Consider the following 17,581-nt stretch of genomic DNA (forward strand, 5'->3'; position numbering starts at 1 on the left):
ACTTTCTCCCCGGGCCGCGGCGTCGACGCCGCATGCGAAAGGCCGCGGCGTCGACGCCGCGGCCTTTCGCATGCGGCTGCACCCGGACGAGGGCCCCGGCCGCCACTCGTCCGAACAGGGGAAAGCGGAGCGCGGCAGCGGGTCGTGGCCGCGGCCTGTTCCGCCGCGCCGCTATGGCTGTCCGCATGACGCTTCTCGCCCCTCCAGACCAGGACACCAGCGACGCTCCCGACCCGGAAAAGGGAACCCACCACTGGGTCACACCGGCCGGCCTGTGGCTGTGGCCGTCGATGATCACACTGATCGTCGGCACCTACCGCATCGGCCGGCCACTGATGGGACGCGACGAGCTGACCAGCTGGGACGTGTCCGGGCGGACTGTCGGGCAGGTGCTGGCCACGGTGCAGCACGTCGACGCGGTCCTGGGCACGTACTACCTGATCCTGCACTTCTGGAGGACGCTCTTCGGTGACTCGGCCACCGCTCTGCGCCTGCCCTCGGCCCTGGCCATGGCCGGGGCGGCGGCCTGTGTGGCGCTGATCGGTCGGCGGCTGTTCGGACGCCGTGCGGGAGTGGCCGGCGGCCTGTTGTTCGCCCTGATTCCCGGCGTGAGCCGGTTCGCTCACGAGGCGCGTCCCTATGGCCTGGTGATGCTGACCGTATCCCTTGCCGCACTGCTGCTGCTCCGGGCCCTGGACCGCCCGGGCAGCCCGTGGCGGTGGGCCGCGTACGCACTCGGCCTGGTGGCCGTGGGACTGTCCCACCTGATCGCGCTGACCTGCCTGACCGGGCATCTGGCACTCGTGGTCATGCGAGGGCGGCGCGAGCGCCGGGTGTGGCTCGGCTTCTGCCTCGCGGTCCTGGCCGGTGCCGCCTGCGTGTGCCCGGTGGTGGTGCTGGGCAGGACGCAGACCGCCCGGCAGATCTGGTGGATCGCCAAGCCGGAGGCATGGGGTCTGCTCGACATCTGGTCTCAGCTGTTCTACTCCGGCCTGTGCGCGGGGATGGTGATGCTGCTGGCCATGGTGGCGTGCCGGGAGCGCCGGGAGGCCGTCGTCTTCTGCGCCGTGTCCGCCGTGGCGCCCGTCCTGCTGATCTGGGCGCTCTCCCACGGGCACATCTCGTACTTCTACTTCCGGTACATGCTCTTCACCCTGCCGGCGTTCGCGGTGCTCGCCGGGGCGGGACTCGCTGCCGTGGCCCGGTCGCGGCCGGCGCTCGTATCGGCCCTCGCGGCCCTCGCTGTGGTCACGGCACCCGACCAGCAGTCCTTGCGGGAGCCCTTTGGCCATTACTGGGCGGGCGGCCCGGATTTCGCGGCGGCCGCACACACCATCGAGAAGTACTACGTCCCCGGCGATGCGATCGTCTACAACAGGACGCAGGAGGAGGCCCTCTCCCTCGGCGTCGCGTACTACCTTCCCCGGGATCTGAGGCTGCGCGACGTCTTCCTCGCCGAATCACCTGTGGACCGCGATGACCTGGCGGCCCTTCAGTGCCCGGTACCCTCCGCGTGCCTGCGCGGCGAGAAGCGGATCTGGCTCGTGGTGAGCGGGAACGAGACCGACCCGCTGAACGGGCTGCCTGCGGACCAGGCCGCAGCGCTGCGCGCCCACTACAGGCCGTACGGGGCGGAGCGTCCCAGCGGTCTCACCGTGGCTCTGCTGGTGCGCGCCTCGTAGCAGGCGCGTGTGCCGAAGGGCTGCGCACACCTCGCGGCGCGGCCATTCCCTGCGACGCGGGCACACCCCGGGGGACGGTCCTGGGAGACCGTCCCCCGACTGCTGCACACCCGCTGCGCTCTTCGCCGTCCAGCCGTTGTCCAGGCACATCCGGAAAGCCGACCGAAGTGCCGAGCGTCACGGGAGGCTCGGGCTGCCGAGTGAATCGTTGCGGTTTCCTTCTCCGTGTCGCGGGGCCGGCCAGGCGATGTCCGTCGTGGGGACGTGCACCGCGCCGGTGTCGTGCGCGACGTAGTAGGTGGGGCGTTGCCGGACGGCGCTGTAGATGCGGCCGATGTATTCACCGAGCAAGCCCAGACAGATGAGCTGGACGGCACCGATGAAGAGAACGGCGATGATCAGCGAGGTCCAGCCGGGGGCGGTGTCGCCCGCCGCGTACACGGTCAAGGTGTACAGGAACACTCCGAGGCAGACGAAGAAGGCAAGGGTGCCGAGCCAGGTGGCAAGCCGCAGCGGGGCGACGGAGAAGCCGATGACGCTGTCGATGGCCAGCAGGACCATTTTGCGCAGGGGGTACTTGGTGTGCCCGGCGACGCGTTGACTCCGGTGGTAGGTGACCTCTCCGCTGGGGAAGCCGAGCCAGGGAACCAGGAGCCGGTAGACCTGCGGCTGGTCAGGCAAGGCCTTCAGGGCGTCGAGGGCACCTCGCGACAGGAGGCGGAAGTCTCCGGCCTGAGCCGGGACGTGGTTGCCGACTACGCGGCGCATGAGCCAGTAGTAGGCGCCCGCGGTGCGGCGTTTGAAGCCGGTGTCGGTGGAGCGGTCGGCCCGTACGCCGTAGACGATGTCCAGGTGCTGGGAGCGGGCCAGGGCGAGCATCTCGGGGATCTTCTCAGGGGGGTCCTGGAGGTCGGCGTCGAGGCTCGCGGCGTAGTGGCCACGCGCACGGTGCAGGCCGGCGGTCAGCGCGGCCTGGTGCCCGCTGTTGCGTCGCAGCCGTACCACCCTCAGTTGCGGCCAGGTGACCCGTAGAGCCATCAACTGCTCGACTGTCCCGTCCGTGGAGCCGTCGTCCACGGCGACAACCTCGTAAGCCTCGCCTGTGGCGTCCAGTACCGGGCGCAGCCGTTCCACCAGCGCCGGCAATGCCTCTTCCTCGTTGAACATCGGGATCACGACCGACAACTCAACCGATGACTCGATCCGGTCAGCCGGGTCGTGGTGCATATCAATCATTCGGAGATCCCGGTTCGTGTGTGGACTGGACAGACACGGCAAAACGTCCGATTTGCCCTTATACCGTAGAGTGCTGGCATCCCCAGTACGTCCAGACACACGTCCTCGAACCCCGGGTGCCGTAACCGATGCCAGATCTCACCGAGCCTCTATCGGACGTCACTGCGTCCGCTGGGGCACCGCAGGCCGACATTCCCGTCGGCGCCGCCGAGGCCGGTGTCACCCGGCTGCTGCCGGTTTTCGCGATCATCGGTCTCATCTCCACCGCCGCCTACCTGGGCCTGTACGCCGCACTCCGGCCGGTGCTCGACGCCCAGCCGGCCAACCTTGCGGCACTGTTGCTCACCGCCATGGCGAACACAGCCGCCAACCGTCGGTTCACCTTCCGGGTACAGGGCACAGACGGAGCCGCCCGGCATCAACTCCAAGGTCTGGTCGTCTTCTTCTGTGGTCTCGCGCTGAGCAGCGGTGCGCTCACCGTGGTGCACCAGACCCTGCCGGACACTCCGCACCTGGTCGAGATCGGCGCGCTGATCGTCGCCAATGCCGCCGCCACCGTACTTCGTTTCCTGCTGCTGCGGCTCTGGGTGTTCAGAAAGCCGTGACACAGGCATGGCGTGTCTGCACACCCTGACCAGCACCGCTGGATAGGTTCTGGGACGATCTTCCACGACGGCGGGGTGAGTCCGACCTATGAGCGCGATGCCGACCCTCGTCCCAACCGAGTCCGGGCAACGCGACAGCACGCCCCCGGCCGGACCGGTCGCCCTGCGAGAGCGGGCACGCGGACTGGTGCGGCGCTACGGAGTCGCAGTCGGGTGCTACGCCGTACTGAAACTGATCGGCTTCGCGGTTTTCATGAAGCTGGTCGACTACTCCGGCTCCTACCTCACGAAGCCTCCGCGCCTGGGCGGCGGAACCCACCCGTGGGACGTACTAGCTTCCTGGGACGGCTGGTGGTACCAACAGATCGCAGACGTCGGGTACCACCCGCAGCTGGTACCGATCACCGATTCCCCCTGGTACACGGTCCAGGAGAATTCGGCCGCGTTCTTCCCGCTCTATCCGAGCCTGCTGCGCATGGTCTCCGACTGCACCGGCCTCGGCCTGTACGGCGCCGGGATGCTGGTCTCGGTGGCCGCTTCACTCCTCGCCGCGGCCGGCATCTTCGCCGTCGCGGAGCGGCTCGGCGGAGTCCGTGCCGGTGTGATCGCGGCCGGCCTCTGGGCGGTCGTCCCCGGATCCGGCGTGGAGTGGGCGGTCTATTCCGACTCCACCTTCGTAGCGCTCGCCGCGTGGACGTGTTACGCCCTGATGACCAGGCAATGGATCCCTGCCGGACTGTTCACCCTGATCGCCGGGCTCAACCGGCCGACGTCGGCGACCCTGATCGCAGCGGTGGTCGTCGCCGCGCTCGTCGCACTCTTCCGGCGCACGGACGGAATCACGCGTCCTCTCATCGCGATGACGCTGGCACCGCTCGGGCTGCTCGGGTATGTCGGCTGGGTGGGGTGGCGGATGGGCGACTGGGGTGGCTATTTCAAACTCCAACGCGGGGCCTGGCTGCATTTCTTCGACGGGGGCCGGTTCACTGTCACCGCGCTGCGAAGCATCCTGCTCGGTCGCAACGACCATCTGTTCGCCTCGCCCGTCGCCGATCTGCTGGCCGCGCTGTTCCTTCTGGCGCTGCCGATCCTGATCGTCCTGTTGGTGCGCCTGCGCCCACCTGCCGTGCTCATGGTCCACACGCTGCTCACCATCGTCACCGTGCTGGGCAGTCAACAGGTCTTCTCCAACGTCCCGCGCTATCTGCTGCCCGCCTTCCCGTTGTTCATCCCGCTGGCCATCGCGCTGAGCCGGCTCAGCCGACCTGCCTTGACGGTCGCCCTCGGCACCTGCGCTCTCGCCTCGGGCTGGTTCGCCGGATTTGCGATCTTCGAGCTCGGCGCCCCGTAGGACATTGCCGGTTCGGCGATCACATGGAAACAGGCCCATTTGCATGGGCCTTTTCTTTTCCGCCCATTCAGGTGATCGGTCGTTCCGCCTGCCATGGCGATTGTCCGGCCCGCGTGTATACCCACATGTACAAGGGAGCAGTTCCCGTCGCAGGGCTCAGGAGATTTTGATGGTATTCACCGCGCCGCTTCCCGCACCACGCGAAGAGACCCGGACGGCACAAGCAGCAGAACCCCGCAATCTCCTGGCAGGCCCGTGGCTGTGGCTGTTGCCGTTCGCGCTGACGGCCGGACTGACCGGTTACGGCCTGACCGACTCCCTGCTGGGCCGCGACGAGCTGGTCACCTGGGACATGGTGAATCGCAGTACGGGGCAGATTCTTGCCACTCTTCAGAATGTGGACGCCGTCCATGGAACGTATTACCTGCTGATGCACGCATGGGTCGGACTCTTCGGGGACTCCGTCGTCTCCATGCGGCTCCCCTCTCTTTTCGCCATGGCCGGAGCCGCATCGGCCGTCACGCTCATCGGTAACCGGCTCTTCGGCAGCCGCGCCGGAATTGCCGCCGGAATTCTTTTCTCGCTGCTGCCCGCGGTGAGCCGCTACGGACAGGAGGCGCGCAGCTACGCCTGTGTCGTGCTCGCCGTCACGCTGGCGACACTGCTGCTGCTCCGGGCCCTCGACAAGCCGCGCAGCCCTTGGCGATGGGCCTCCTATGCGCTTGCGCTGACCGGCGTGGGGCTCCTTCATCTGATCGCGCTGTCGGTCGTATGCGCCCACTTCTTGCTGCTCGGCGCCCGCGCGCGACACGACCGCTCACTGTGGTGGAGAGCCGCCGTCGCCCTGCTGCCCGTCGCCGCCTGCGTCGCCCCGGTCGTCCTGCTCGGCCGGTCCCAGGTCCAGCGCCAGCTGTACTGGGTGCCCGAGCCCGACGGCTGGGCGCTCATCTCCATCTGGCAGGACGTCTTCGCCTCCGCGCTGGGCGCGGGTGCGCTGATCGCCCTTGCCGTCCTCGCCCGCTCGCCGCGCAAGGCCCCGCTGCTCGGGTGCGCCGTCTGGGCCCTGCTGCCCTCGGTCCTCGTCTGGCTGAGCTCTCATGGCAGCGTCTCCTACTTCCGCAACGTCTACCTGCTCTTCACGCTGCCGGCCTGGGCCCTTCTCGGCGGTGCCGGCCTCGCCGCGGCCTGCCGCTCCTGGAAGGCCGCCACGGCCCTCCTCGTGGCGCTGGCCGTCCTCACCCTGTCCGACCAGAAGCGCATGCGGCAGCCGTTCGAGCACGACGCGCCCGTCCCGCTCGACTACGCCGCCGCGGCAGATGTGATCAGGAACTTCCACGCGCCCGGCGACGCGGTGGTCTACGACCGCGACAACACCTGGAAGCTCGACGGCGGAGTCCAGTACTACCTGCCCCGCGACCTGAAGATGCGCGACGTCTTCCTCACGAGGACTCCCCGGGCGATCAACCAGCTGTACGCGCTCGAGTGCCCCGTCCCGGCCCAGTGCCTCAAGGGCGAGCAGCGCATCTGGCTGCTGACCCAGGGCAATGACCAGGACCCCCTGATTGCGATCAACCAGGGGCAGGCCAGCGCTCTGCGGGCGCATTACGCCACGACCTGGAGCCAACCGGTGACGGGCATGACCGTCACCCTGCTCGTACGCGACGGCAAACGCTGACAGAAGGAACCGGTTGACAGTCAGTTGCTTGGCGCTGCCGAGCATGGCCGCGCAGCTCGGTGCGACGACCGGGCAGCAGCAGTGGATGGCCGACGCGCGCTGTGGCTGACGATCACCGGCGTCGGCTTCGGCTTCTCCGTCGTGCCCGCGATGGACGGCGCCCTCGGCACCCTGCCGCGGGACCGGGCCGGCAGCGGCTCCGGGCTGCTGATGACGCTGCGGCAGGTCGGGGCCGCGATCGGCATCGCGCTGCTGGGCAGTCTGCCGGCGGGGATCTTCCGCGACCGGCTCGACGTCACCGGGCTGCCCGCGCGGGCCGCCGGCAGCGCCGGGGACTCCGTGGTCGCCGCGCACCTGGTCGGCGACCACGGAATCCCCGGCGCCGGCGGCGGCCTTCCTGCCGAAGGGGACACCGGTCAGGAGTGCGCAGGCCGGCGGACCCGACATGGTCCCGGTGCCGGAGGATGCCCGACAATGACCACCATGACGGCAGCACGCTCCCCCCTCTCCCCCGCCGATCGGCCCCGGCTGAGCCTGCGGGAACGCAAGAAGATCAAGACACGGGAGGCGATCCGCGCCGCGACGTACGGCCTGATCCGGGAGCAGGGGTACGACGCCACGACCGTCGAGCAGATCGCCGAGCGGGCCGAGGTGTCGCCGTCGACCGTCTTCCGTTACTTCCCGACCAAGGAGGACATCGTCCTCACGGACGAGTACGACCCGCTGATGGTCGAGGAGCTGCGCGCCCGCCCCGCCGACGAGCCGTTGATCGACTCGCTGCGGCACGTGATGCACGTCGCCCTCGACGCGAGCCTCGCGGAGGAGCCCGAGGTGGTCCGGATGCGGACGCACCTCGGGGTCCAGGTCCCCGCCGTCCGCTCCCGGATGTTCGAGAGCATGTCGCAGACCGGGACCCTGCTGCGCGAGGTCCTCGGCGAGCGCACCGGCCTGGACCCGCAGAGCCTGGAGGTGCGGGTCTACGCCATGTCCCTCATCGGCGGCCTGATGGAGGTCTCCATGTACTGGGCGGAGAACGACTTCCAGGGCGACCTCCGCGACCATGTGAACCGGGCCCTGGACGTCCTGGAGCGCGGCCTGCCCAGGGAAAACCGCTGAGGCCGGGGCGGTCCGGCGTGCGATGCTGACGGGATGAACGGCCCCGAGATCCGCGTCGAAGTCGCGCCCGCGCTGCACCTGTTCGTGCCGGCCGCCCGCCGCACCGGCGCCACGCCCCTGGTCACGGACGGCGTCTCCACGCTCGGCCATGTCATCGAGTCCCTCGGCGTCCCGCTGACCGAGGTCGGCGCGCTGGTCGTGGACGGCCGCGAGGTGCCGGTGTCGCACATCCCGCGGGCCGGCGAGACGGTGAGCGTGCGGCCCGTCCAGCGCCCGCAGCGGGTCCCCGGCGCCCCGCTGCGCTTCCTCCTCGACGTCCACCTCGGCACGCTCGCCCGCCGGCTGCGCCTGCTCGGCGTGGACACCGCGTACGAGTCGACCGACATCGGCGACGCGGCGCTCGCCGCCCGCTCGGCGGCCCAGAAGCGCGTGATGCTCAGCCGCGACCGGGGCCTGCTGCGCCGCCGCGAACTCTTCGCCGGCGCCTTCGTCTACAGCACCCGCCCCGACGACCAACTGCACGACGTCCTCGACCGCTTCGCCCCCGACCTGCACCCCTGGACCCGCTGCACCGCCTGCAACGGCCTGCTGAAGGACGCCACGAAGGACGAGGTCGCCGACCAGCTCGAGCACGGCACCCAGCGCACCTACGACGTCTTCGCCCAGTGCACCGACTGCGGCCGCGTCTACTGGAAGGGCGCCCACCACGAACAGCTGGAGGCGGTCGTGGAGCGGGCGTTGAGTATGCGCGCGCAGGGGGACTGAGTACGGGAGCCGATCTGCGGGGCCGGACGGCGCGGTGGGATGGGGGCGTGAACACCACGACTCCGCAGCAGGTGACGCCGACCCAGCGCCAGAAGGACCGGTTCATCACCGGCTGGGCCGTCGCCGGGCTGCTCGCGCTCCTGCCGATCGTCGTCCTGTGCTGGATCGTCGTGCTCTCCGGTGAGCGCGGATCGAGGTGCCTGGAGTACGGCGAGCAGTGCTCGACGATCCCCGGCTACGCCCTCTACGACGCGTTCTGGCTGGCGCTGTTCGCCGGTCTCGCGGCACTGGTGTGGCCCAGAGCCCGGTGGACGTACGCCAGGCTCTGGGCCGTGTTCGTGCAGTGGGCCGCTCAGCTCACGCTCGGGGCGATGATCCTCAGCGGCGCCTGACGTCCCCCTTCCCGCATGCGGTCCCGTCCCGGTCGCGGTCCAGGCCCAGGGGGTCGCCGGAGCCGTTCACCTTCAGGCGGCCGTAGTCGTTCTGCCGGAGCCAGGCGCAGCGGGCCGCCGCCGTCTTCTTCACCTCCGGCGGGAACACCGTCGGCACGCACGTGTTGGCCGAGCCGTAGTGCCGGTCGCAGCCGGAGAGGGTGGGGCCGACCTGCTGCGCCGAGCGCTTCCTGCCCGGCCCGGAGGCCTTGCCGGACAGCGCGTCGGCGAAGGCGTGGACGTGCGGGGAGGCGGCGGTCAGGGCCGACGGGCCGGTCAGGTGGACCCACTTGGCGACCGAGGGCACGCCGTTCGCGTCGACCGCGAAGAGCATGTACCAGCCGGGCGGGGCGATGTTCGGGTTGTTGGTGACGTTGAGGTCGACGTTGCCGCCGTCCACCGACAGCGGGAGGTCCACGAAGCGCTGGTTCGGGTCGGACGAGTGCGTGACCGCCGCCGGGCGGATCAGCTCGGCCCTGGCGATGGGGCGGTCGACGGTGATCCGCTGGGTGTCGCCGTACTTCCACTCCTGGTCGATCACGGAGGTGATCGTCGGGCGGGTGCCCTGGTAGAGGTACGGCGGGGTGTAGATCGACACGTTGTGGTTCCAGCTGCCGTTGCCGGGGTTGTCGCCGGTCGCCATCACGCGGCCGTCGGGCAGCAGGAACGCCGAGGAGTGGTAGCCGCGGGACTCGGGGTCGGCGGCCACCGGGTCGAAGGTGTTGCTGCCGGGGTCGTAGAGCGAGGACTCGTACACCGGGTCGGCCCGGTTGTGCAGGGCGCCGCCGGTCTCCAGCACCTTGCCGTCGGGCAGCAGGACCGCGGAGACGTACATCTTGCCCTGGTTGCCGGTCTCCGGCCGCGGCCCGTTGCCGAGGTCGACCGTGCCCTGCGGGAGCGGCGGTCCGGCGGCGTACGACGGGTCGGGCTGCTTGAGGTCGATCAGGTCGGTCAGGCGGTTGGCGTCCGGGTTGGAGTCGATGTTGCCGCCGCCGATGGTCAGCACCTTCTGGTCCTGCGCCGGGGGCAGCAGCACGGACGCCGACTGGTCGCGCTCGTCCTTGTTCTGCAGCCCCGGGATCTGGGTGGTCGTGTTGGCGTCGTAGTCGTAGACCGCCGAGCCGGTGCCGGGGATGTTGTTGCCGAAGACGTGGCTGCCGGTGTAGAAGAGGCGGCCGTCCTGCATGAGGATCATCGCCGGGTACAGGCCCCAGTACGACCAGGTCTGGTTGACCTGCGACAGCGGCAGCCACTGGTGCTGCGCGTCACTGAACCTCTCGGCCGTCACCGAGCCGGTGGAGTCCTCCCGGAGCCCGCCGAAGGTGATGACGTCACCGTTGCCCAGCTCGGTCGCCGACGGGTACCAGTGGCCGTCGTTGAGGTCGTTGGTCCTGGTGTACGTCTCGGTCTTCGGGTCGAAGACGTACGAGTCCTTGAACCCCTCGTAGCCGTGCCCGCCCGCGACCGGGTACGCCTTGTTGCCGCTCAGGACCAGCACCCGGCCGTCCTGGAGCTGGACATGGCCGGCGCAGAACATGTCCTTCGGCGTCGGGACGACCTTGTAGGTGCCGTTCGCCGGGTCGTACACCGCGCTCGTGAACGTGCCCGCGCCGAAGTTCTCCTCGCTGTTGCCGGAACCGGCGATCAGCAGCACCTTGCCGTTGCTGAGCACGACCGAGTGCATGGAGCGGACCGGGTTCTGGGTGGGCAGGACCGACCAGCTGCCGTTCGCGCACTGGCCGGCCGTGCCCGTGCACCGGGCCGGCGGGAGCGGGTCGGGGACCTGGTCCATGGTGTAGTCGTCGCTGGTCGCCGAGCCGGTGCCGTAGACGGAGACGCCCCAGGTGATGCGGTCGGTGCCGGCCGGGACCTCGGGTGTGCGGACGCCGGCCTGCGTCCAGGCCGACGCGATGTCCAGGGTCTTCAGGTCGGTCCAGTACTGCCAGCCGGCGGTGGTGTCGTGCCGGAACAGGGTGATGTTGGCGTCGGGCGTGGTGGTCTTGTACCAGAGCCCCAGGTCGTACTGCTTGCCGACGCTCACCGCCGGCGCGCAGTCCGCCGACTCGGTGATCATCGCCTTGCGGTCGCCGTCGGCGCGGCGGGTCAGCGTGACCTTCATGGCCGCGGACCCGGAGTGCGCGTCGGAGGTGGTCTGGAAGGTGAAGGCGTTGTCACCCCAGCCCGACTTCTCCCAGCAGTACGGCATCCCGTCCGTCCCGGCGGTCTCGAAGCCGGGGTTCTTGATCAGGTTGGCCGCCTCGGCGGGCTGGGGCGCGGTCAGCAGCAGTCCGGCGGTCAGGGCGCCCACCCCGGCCAGCGCGGTCCGTCTGCGGTGCTTGTCTCTCACACGGCTCTCCTTGCTCGGCTCCCCCGGCGGCGGGGGAGGTAGACCAGCGCCTCGGTACCGGCGAAGCGCAGGACGAACGTCAGGACCAGGGCGAGCGCGGTGGCAGGCAGGGCGCCCATGCCGAACCGGCCGACGAGCAGGGCGATCAGCGGAATGCGCAGCACCAGGTCGGCGTTGGCGAGCAGCGCGAACCGGCCGAGCCGGTCCCACCAGCGGCGGTGCGCGCGCCGGTCGCGGAACAGCAGGTGCTCGATGAGCAGGAAGTTCCAGGCGACGCCGAGCTGGTTGGCGAGGATCTCGGCGGGCAGGTAGTGGACTCCTGCGGCGGTCAGCGCCCACAGCCCGACGAGGTTCGGCGCGAACCCGCTGGCGCCGATCAGCCCGAAGCCGGCCATGCGGGCGGCCGGGGAGGCGGTGCGCAGGCCCGTCAGGTGGCGCAGGAAGCGCAGGCCCTCGCGCGCGGTGGACTTGGACTCGCCGGCGAACCGCTCCTCGAAGACGAACGGCACCTCGGCGACCTGCCGGGGCCTGCTCCGTACGGCCAGTTCGAGGAGGATCTTGTAGCCGAGCGGCTTCAGCGCGTCCGCCGTGACCGCGCTGCGCCGGATCGCGAAGAAGCCGCTCATGGGGTCGCTGATGCCGCGCAGCCGGCGCGGGAAGAGGGCCTTGGCCAGCCAGGTGGCGCCGCGCGAGACGGCCACCCGGTAGCCGCCGGCGAGCCCGGCCCGGCTGCCGCCCGCGAGGTACCGGGAGGCGACGACCAGGGAGGCGTGCGCCCGCTCCCCGGCGGCCACCAGCTCCGGTACCAGGGACGGCGGATGCTGGCAGTCGCCGTCCATGACGACGATCCACTCGGAGCCGGCCGCCTTGAGCCCCTCGACGACGGCCCCGCCGAGCCCGCCGACGGCCTCCTCCCGGTGCAGGACGGCCACCGGGAACGCGCAGTCCTGGGCGGCCGCGCGGATCACCTCGGGGGTGTCGTCGGTGGAGTCGTCCACGAAGAGGACCTCGCAGGGCAGCCGCGCGGGCACCGACGCGCCGATCCGGCGCAGCAACTGCCGTATGTTCGCGGACTCGTTGAAGGTCGGTACGACGATGGTGACCGCGCCGGGTTCGGGCAGCTGTACGGCGTCGAGACCGGGGACGGGGGCGGTGTGCTCGCTCATCGCGTGCCTCCCGCGGCCCGGATGTGCCGGATCTCGATGCGGTCGGGCCCGGTGCCGAAGGTGACGACCGGCGCGGAGTGCAGGATCGCCGCCCGGACGGTGGGCAGGTCCTTGGCGTCGCGGCGGACGGTCGGTGAGGCCACGACGTAGTCGACGTCCCGCCAGCCGTGCGGCAGGGTCTTGGTGACGGCCGGGTCGAGGTCGGCCTTGTAGAACCAGATGGCGCCGAGTCCGGGCCGGTACCCGGCGTGCACGAGGTCCAGCCAGAGGGCGTCGTCGACGAGCACGCGGGTGCCCTCGGGGTCGGCCACCTTCGTGCCGAGCCAGTGGGCGGCCTGCCGGTAGGGCTTGTTGGCGTCGGCGGTGACGGCGGTGCGGTCGCCGTCGTACCAGTGCGGTACGACGTAGGCGCCGGCGGCGAGGGCGAGCACGGCGGCGAGCGCGTACCGGCCGGCGGTGAGGTACCGCTTCTCGCTCTGCGTGCGCCACCTGGTCATGACCGCGTGCGCGACGGAGGCGGCGGCGCCGGCCAGGACCAGGGCGAGGAAGGGCAGGGCGCCGATGACGTACATGGCGGGCAGATAGCCGTTCGGGCGCAGGGCGACGGCGGTGAGGAGCACGACGGTCAGCGCGGGTCCGGCGAGGGCGCGGGCGGTGACCGACCAGCGCCGGATGAGCAGCAGGAGCAGGGCCGCGGCGAGGCCGCCGAGGGGCAGGACGCGGTCGTAGTACAGCCACGCGTGCAGGACGCCGTAGGAGCCGGAGCCCGGGTGGAGGAGGAATCCCGAGCCGGGCCGGGACATCTGGTAGGTGATGCCGTCCCAGAGGGAGACGTGTCCGGGACCGGGCAGCAACTCGCCCTTCAGCAGGGCGAACAGCGGGTAGGAGAGGCCGATCAGGACGCAGGCGGTGACGGCTCCGGTGAGGGCGAACTTGCGGGTGTCGCGGTGGCCGTGCCGCCACATGGTGACGAACAGGGCGGGCAGGACGACGAGCATCGTCTCCTTGGTGAGCACGCCCGTGGCGGCGGCGACACCGGCGCCGAAGTGGTGCCAGAGGTGGCGGCTGGGCGAGGCGGCGAGGCAGAACGCCAGCAGCAGCCACATCACGGCGATGTTGTCGAGGAAGATCTCCCGGCTGAGCACGACCGCCAGCGGGGACAGCCCGAACAGGGCCATGCCGAGCCCGGCGGCCCAGCGGGGCAGCGCAAGGCGGCGGGCGAGGACGTAGACGAGGACCGCGCTGACGGCGGTGATGCCGAGCATGACCGTCCGCATGCTGCCGACGGTCATCGAGCCGGGGCTGAGCGCCGCGGGGAGCCGGCCGAGCAGGGCTATCTGGATCCAGCCGAGCGGCGGGTGGTCGTACCAGTAGGTGTAGTGGGCCAGGCTCCGGCCCTGCTGGACGGCCCAGGCCTGGGCGAGGTAGGTGCCCTCGTCGTCGCTGAGGGTCGGGTAGGCGGCGATGTTCCAGCCCTGTACGGCCAGGATCAGCGTGAGCAGGGCGCCGCAGAGCAGCAGGTCGGGGCGGGAGAAGCGGAGTCGTACCGGCGGCTCGGTCCGGCCGGCCGAACCGCCTTCCGGGGCAGGCGGATGCTGCGCGGGGACCTTCGCTGCGGTCACCGCGGGAAGAGTGGAGGTCACGCGAAGACGTCCTCTCGGATGGGCTCGGCCGCGGTGAGGTGCGCGCCGACGTGCGTGGTCAACTCCCAGTCGTTACGGCCGCGTTGCTCGCGCCAGACGGCACGGACGGCGGCGCCGGCGAGGAGGACCTGGTAGAAGGGGCCGCCGACGACGAGCTTCACGTAGTGCACCGGGCGGACCCTCAGGCCGTACTGCCGGCCGAAGTCGTGCAGTCCGACCACCTCGAAGACGACGGTGACGGCGGCGGTGACCAGCGGCAGGAAGGTGAGGAAGGCGATCCCTACGGGCACGTCGAGGAAGAGCGCGACGGCCGCGTTGAGCGGGATGATCACCCCGGAGAAGGCCTGCATGAACGGGGTCATCAGGGTGTACCGGGCCAGCAGCCGCTGACCGAATCCCGGGAGTTGCTTCCAGTCCTTCTTCCGGTACACCTGCAGGAAGCCCTGGTTCCAGCGGGTGCGCTGCTTGAGCAGGGACATCAGGCTGCCGGGGGTCTCCTCGCGGGTGACCATGTCGGAGTCGTAGGCGACGACGACCTTCTTGCCGGCGCTGGAGAGCCGGACGCCGAGGTCGCAGTCCTCGGCGAGGCAGTCCGGGTCCCAGCCGCCCGCTTTCCTGAGGACGCCGGTCCGCACGAAGACGGTGTTGCCGCCGAGCGGGATGAAGCCCTTCTGCGCGTGCAGGTGCAGCCGGGAGCGGAACCAGAAGAAGTACTCCAGGCAGTTGCGCAGGCTGTACCAGCTGGAGTGGAAGTTGATGAGCTGCACGCCGCCCTGGACTACGTCCGCCTCCGTGGTGCGGAAGGCGTGGTCGACGTGGGCGAGCAGCTCGGGGTGGACCTGGTCCTCGGCGTCGAAGACCCCGACGACGTCGCCGCGGCAGTGCGGCAGCGCCGTGTTCATGGCCTTGGGCTTGTTCTTCTTCTCGTGGGTGTCGACGACGACGCGCACGCGCGCGTCCCGTGCGGCGGCCCGCTCGGCCACCTGTGTGGTCTCGGGGTCGTCGTGCCCGACGATCACGATGATCTCGAAGTCGGTGTGCGTGGATTCCAGCAGCCGCTGGATGGTGTGGTCCAGCACCGCCTGCTCGTGCCGGGCCGGCAGCAGCAGGGAGAACGACAGGTGTTCACCGCCGTCCGGTCGGCCGAACCGGGTGGAGGCCAGCACCTCGGGCGTACGCCACGCGTGCATCTGCCACCACAGGGTGAACGCCGCCATCCAGAACAGAGCCAGTGAAACGGCAGCGATGAAGACAGACGTGAGCAAAAGATCCCCCCAGATCCCCGATTACCCCCTGTGCGGGCGACGGTGAGTGATCACCCGTCAACCCGCTGTGGAGAGACTAGGGGGGATCTGTGAAGTGCGGGAGCTCTTCCGATAAATAACGTGTTTCGGAACGGTGCCGCCGGTAGCGGGACGTTTCCGAACACCTGCCCAGTTCCGAACAGTTCGGACGTCCCGCCGGCCGGCTCTCCGCGCTGCTCAGTGCGCGTTCAGCGCCGCGCGCAGCCGCTCCGGGTCGGTGGTCGGCGCGTCGCAGGTGAAGTTGCGGCAGACGTACGCCGCCGGTTCACCGGACACGAGCGGACGGCCGGCGAGCAGTGGGAACTCGTCACTCTCCGCGGTGCCGGCGGCGACGACGGCGCCGGGGGCGGTGCCGAGCAGTGCCGTACGGTGCAGGGCCGCCGTCCGCTCGTCGGCGAGGCCGGGGCCGACGACGGCGACCTCCCTGGGCCCGTCCAGGAGGGCCTCGGCGACGGCGAGGCCCCAGCCGATGAACCGGGGCACGCGCGGCCCGAGCGTCTTCACCACGCCCAGCGCCCGCTCGGCGGCGGTCCGGTGCGCCTCGGAACCGGTGTGCGCGGCATAGCCCAGCAGGGCGCCGGCCGCCGCCGTCCAGCCGGACGGGGTGGCATTGTCGGTGGGGTCCTGCGGGCGGCGGATGAGCCGCTCGGCGTCGGCGGCCGTGTCGTAGAGGGCGCCGGTCGCGGGGTCGGCGAAGCGGGCGAGGACGTGGCCGAGGAGCAGCCCGGCGAAGTCCAGCCAGACGCCCTCCCCGGTCACGGAGGCGAGGGCGAGGAAGCCCTCAGCGACGTCCGCGTAGTCCTCCAGCACCCCGGCGTTGGGGCCGACCCGGCCGTCCTTGCTGGTGCGGGCCAGCCTGCCGTGCTCGTCCAGGTGCACGCGCACGAGCAGGTCGGCGGCGGCGACGGCGGCCTCGACGAGGTCGGGCCGGTCGAAGTAGGCGCCGGTCTCGGCGAGCGCGGCCACGGCGAGGCCGTTCCAGGCGGCGACGACCTTGTCGTCCCGGTGGGGCGCGGGACGGCGGGCGCGCTCGGCGAGCAGCCGGTCGCGAATGGAGTCGATTCTCCCGGCGTCGAACACGCCCTCGGTCTGCGGGAGTTGGAGGACGGACTGGCCGTGTTCGAAGGTGCCCTCGTCGGTCACGCCGAAGTACTGGGCGGCGAGGTCGCCGTCCGCCTCGCCGAGGACGGCGCGCAGCCGCTCCGGCGTCCACACGTAGTAGGCGCCCTCGACGTGCCGGCCCGTGCCGTCGTCGCTGTCGGCGTCGAGCGCGGAGGCGAACCCGCCCTCGGGGGTGCGCAGTTCGCGTACGAGGAAGTCGGCGGTCTCCAGGGCGACGCGCCGGGCGAGGCCGGAGCCGGTGGCCCGCCACAGGTGGGCGTACACGCGGCAGAGCAGGGCGTTGTCGTACAGCATCTTCTCGAAGTGCGGCACGACCCAGTCCCGGTCCACGGAGTAGCGGGCGAAGCCGCCGCCGAGCTGGTCGTAGATGCCGCCGCGGGCCATGCGCTCGCAGGTGTCCTGGGCCATCTGCAGCGCGCCCTCGGAGCCGGTGCGGGCGTGGTGCCGCAGCAGGAACTCCAGCACCATGGAGGGCGGGAACTTGGGCGCACCGCCGAAGCCGCCGCGCTGCGGGTCGTACTCGCGGGTCAGGCCGAGGAGCGCCTGGGCGAGGTCCTGCTCGCCGGGCGCGCGGTCGCCGTGCCGGACGATCTCCCGCTGGGCGAGGTCGCGCACGATCTTCCCGGCGACCTCGGCGACCTCGTCGCGACGGGTGCTCCAGGCCTGCCGGACGCCCTCCAGGACCTGCCGGAAGGAGGGCATGCCGTGGCGGGGCGAGGGCGGGAAGTAGGTGCCGAAGTAGAAGGGCTCGGCGTCCGGGGTGAGGAAGACGGTCATGGGCCAGCCGCCGTGCCCGGTGGCGGCCTGTACGGCCTCCATGTAGACGGCGTCCACATCGGGGCGTTCCTCGCGGTCGACCTTGACGCTGACGAAGTGCTCGTTGAGGTAGTCGGCGGTGGCCCGGTCCTCGAAGGACTCGTGGGCCATGACGTGGCACCAGTGACAGCTCGAGTAGCCGACGCTCAGCAGGACGGGCCGGTCCGTCCTGCGCGCCTCCTCGAAGGCCCCGGCCGACCAGGGCCACCAGTCCACCGGGTTGTCCGCGTGCTGGAGGAGATAGGGGGACGTCTCACGGGCCAGTCGATTCGGCATGCCTCCATCCTCGCGCATGCCGGCCCCCACCGCGTGCTCCGACCGG

13 protein-coding genes and 1 pseudogene are annotated in these 17,581 nt (G+C 70.7%); 8 read left to right on the forward strand and 6 right to left on the reverse strand.

Going from position 1 to position 17,581, the window contains the following annotated elements:
• Positions 1-185: 185 nt before the first annotated feature.
• Positions 186-1,682 carry a glycosyltransferase family 39 protein gene (locus AB0950_RS01500; protein WP_360148909.1) on the forward strand — a complete coding sequence of 499 codons (1,497 nt, stop codon included), beginning with the start codon at positions 186-188 and terminating at the stop codon, positions 1,680-1,682.
• A 177-nt stretch (positions 1,683-1,859) separates the two neighbouring features.
• Here the strand turns inward: AB0950_RS01500 and AB0950_RS01505 are convergent, their stop codons facing one another.
• The gene (locus AB0950_RS01505; RefSeq protein WP_366777550.1) at positions 1,860-2,918 is read right to left on the reverse strand and encodes a glycosyltransferase family 2 protein; all 1,059 of its coding nucleotides are present in this window, start codon (positions 2,916-2,918) and stop codon (positions 1,860-1,862) included.
• A 128-nt stretch (positions 2,919-3,046) separates the two neighbouring features.
• Between AB0950_RS01505 and AB0950_RS01510 the strand changes: the two genes are divergently transcribed.
• From AB0950_RS01510 to AB0950_RS01540, 7 genes and pseudogenes are all read left to right on the forward strand, one after another.
• Positions 3,047-3,523 (forward strand): GtrA family protein, encoded by a 477-nt coding sequence (locus tag AB0950_RS01510; protein WP_360575560.1) that lies wholly within the window; start codon positions 3,047-3,049, stop codon positions 3,521-3,523.
• A gap of 88 nt (positions 3,524-3,611) precedes the next feature.
• Positions 3,612-4,874: a hypothetical protein gene (locus AB0950_RS01515; RefSeq protein ID WP_366777551.1), complete on the forward strand. Its 1,263-nt coding sequence runs from the start codon at positions 3,612-3,614 to the stop codon at positions 4,872-4,874.
• Between the two features lie 169 nt (positions 4,875-5,043).
• Positions 5,044-6,549, forward strand: a complete 1,506-nt coding sequence (locus tag AB0950_RS01520) for a glycosyltransferase family 39 protein (RefSeq protein WP_366777552.1) — start codon at positions 5,044-5,046, stop codon at positions 6,547-6,549.
• A 96-nt stretch (positions 6,550-6,645) separates the two neighbouring features.
• A pseudogene (locus AB0950_RS01525) lies at positions 6,646-6,909 on the forward strand (MFS transporter); the annotation flags it as partial.
• A gap of 114 nt (positions 6,910-7,023) precedes the next feature.
• Positions 7,024-7,665, forward strand: coding sequence for a TetR family transcriptional regulator (locus AB0950_RS01530; RefSeq protein ID WP_360149783.1), 642 nt, complete (start codon positions 7,024-7,026; stop codon positions 7,663-7,665).
• A gap of 33 nt (positions 7,666-7,698) precedes the next feature.
• A complete protein-coding gene (locus AB0950_RS01535) occupies positions 7,699-8,430 on the forward strand; it encodes a Mut7-C RNAse domain-containing protein (RefSeq protein WP_360148918.1) in 732 nt (243 codons plus the stop codon).
• 47 nt (positions 8,431-8,477) lie between these two features.
• Complete coding sequence (locus tag AB0950_RS01540) at positions 8,478-8,822, forward strand: hypothetical protein (RefSeq protein WP_366777553.1); 345 nt, start codon at positions 8,478-8,480, stop codon at positions 8,820-8,822.
• Here the strand turns inward: AB0950_RS01540 and AB0950_RS01545 are convergent.
• The 5 genes from AB0950_RS01545 to AB0950_RS01565 form a co-directional block, all read right to left on the reverse strand.
• On the reverse strand, positions 8,809-11,208 hold the full coding sequence (locus AB0950_RS01545; protein WP_366777554.1) for a galactose oxidase early set domain-containing protein: 2,400 nt from the start codon (positions 11,206-11,208) through the stop codon (positions 8,809-8,811). The genes AB0950_RS01540 and AB0950_RS01545 overlap by 14 nt on opposite strands.
• On the reverse strand, positions 11,205-12,374 hold the full coding sequence (locus AB0950_RS01550) for a glycosyltransferase family 2 protein (RefSeq protein ID WP_366777555.1): 1,170 nt from the start codon (positions 12,372-12,374) through the stop codon (positions 11,205-11,207). Before AB0950_RS01550 ends, AB0950_RS01545 begins: the two co-directional genes overlap by 4 nt.
• Complete coding sequence (locus AB0950_RS01555; RefSeq protein WP_366777556.1) at positions 12,371-14,017, reverse strand: phospholipid carrier-dependent glycosyltransferase; 1,647 nt, start codon at positions 14,015-14,017, stop codon at positions 12,371-12,373. Before AB0950_RS01555 ends, AB0950_RS01550 begins: the two co-directional genes overlap by 4 nt.
• On the reverse strand, positions 14,014-15,282 hold the full coding sequence (locus AB0950_RS01560) for a glycosyltransferase (protein ID WP_366777557.1): 1,269 nt from the start codon (positions 15,280-15,282) through the stop codon (positions 14,014-14,016). Before AB0950_RS01560 ends, AB0950_RS01555 begins: the two co-directional genes overlap by 4 nt.
• Before the next feature lie 216 nt (positions 15,283-15,498).
• Positions 15,499-17,535: a thioredoxin domain-containing protein gene (locus tag AB0950_RS01565; RefSeq protein WP_366777558.1), complete on the reverse strand. Its 2,037-nt coding sequence runs from the start codon at positions 17,533-17,535 to the stop codon at positions 15,499-15,501.
• Positions 17,536-17,581: the final 46 nt, after the last annotated feature.

The sequence above is a fragment of the Streptomyces sp. NPDC007189 genome (assembly GCF_040703635.1).
GTDB lineage: Bacteria > Actinomycetota > Actinomycetes > Streptomycetales > Streptomycetaceae > Streptomyces.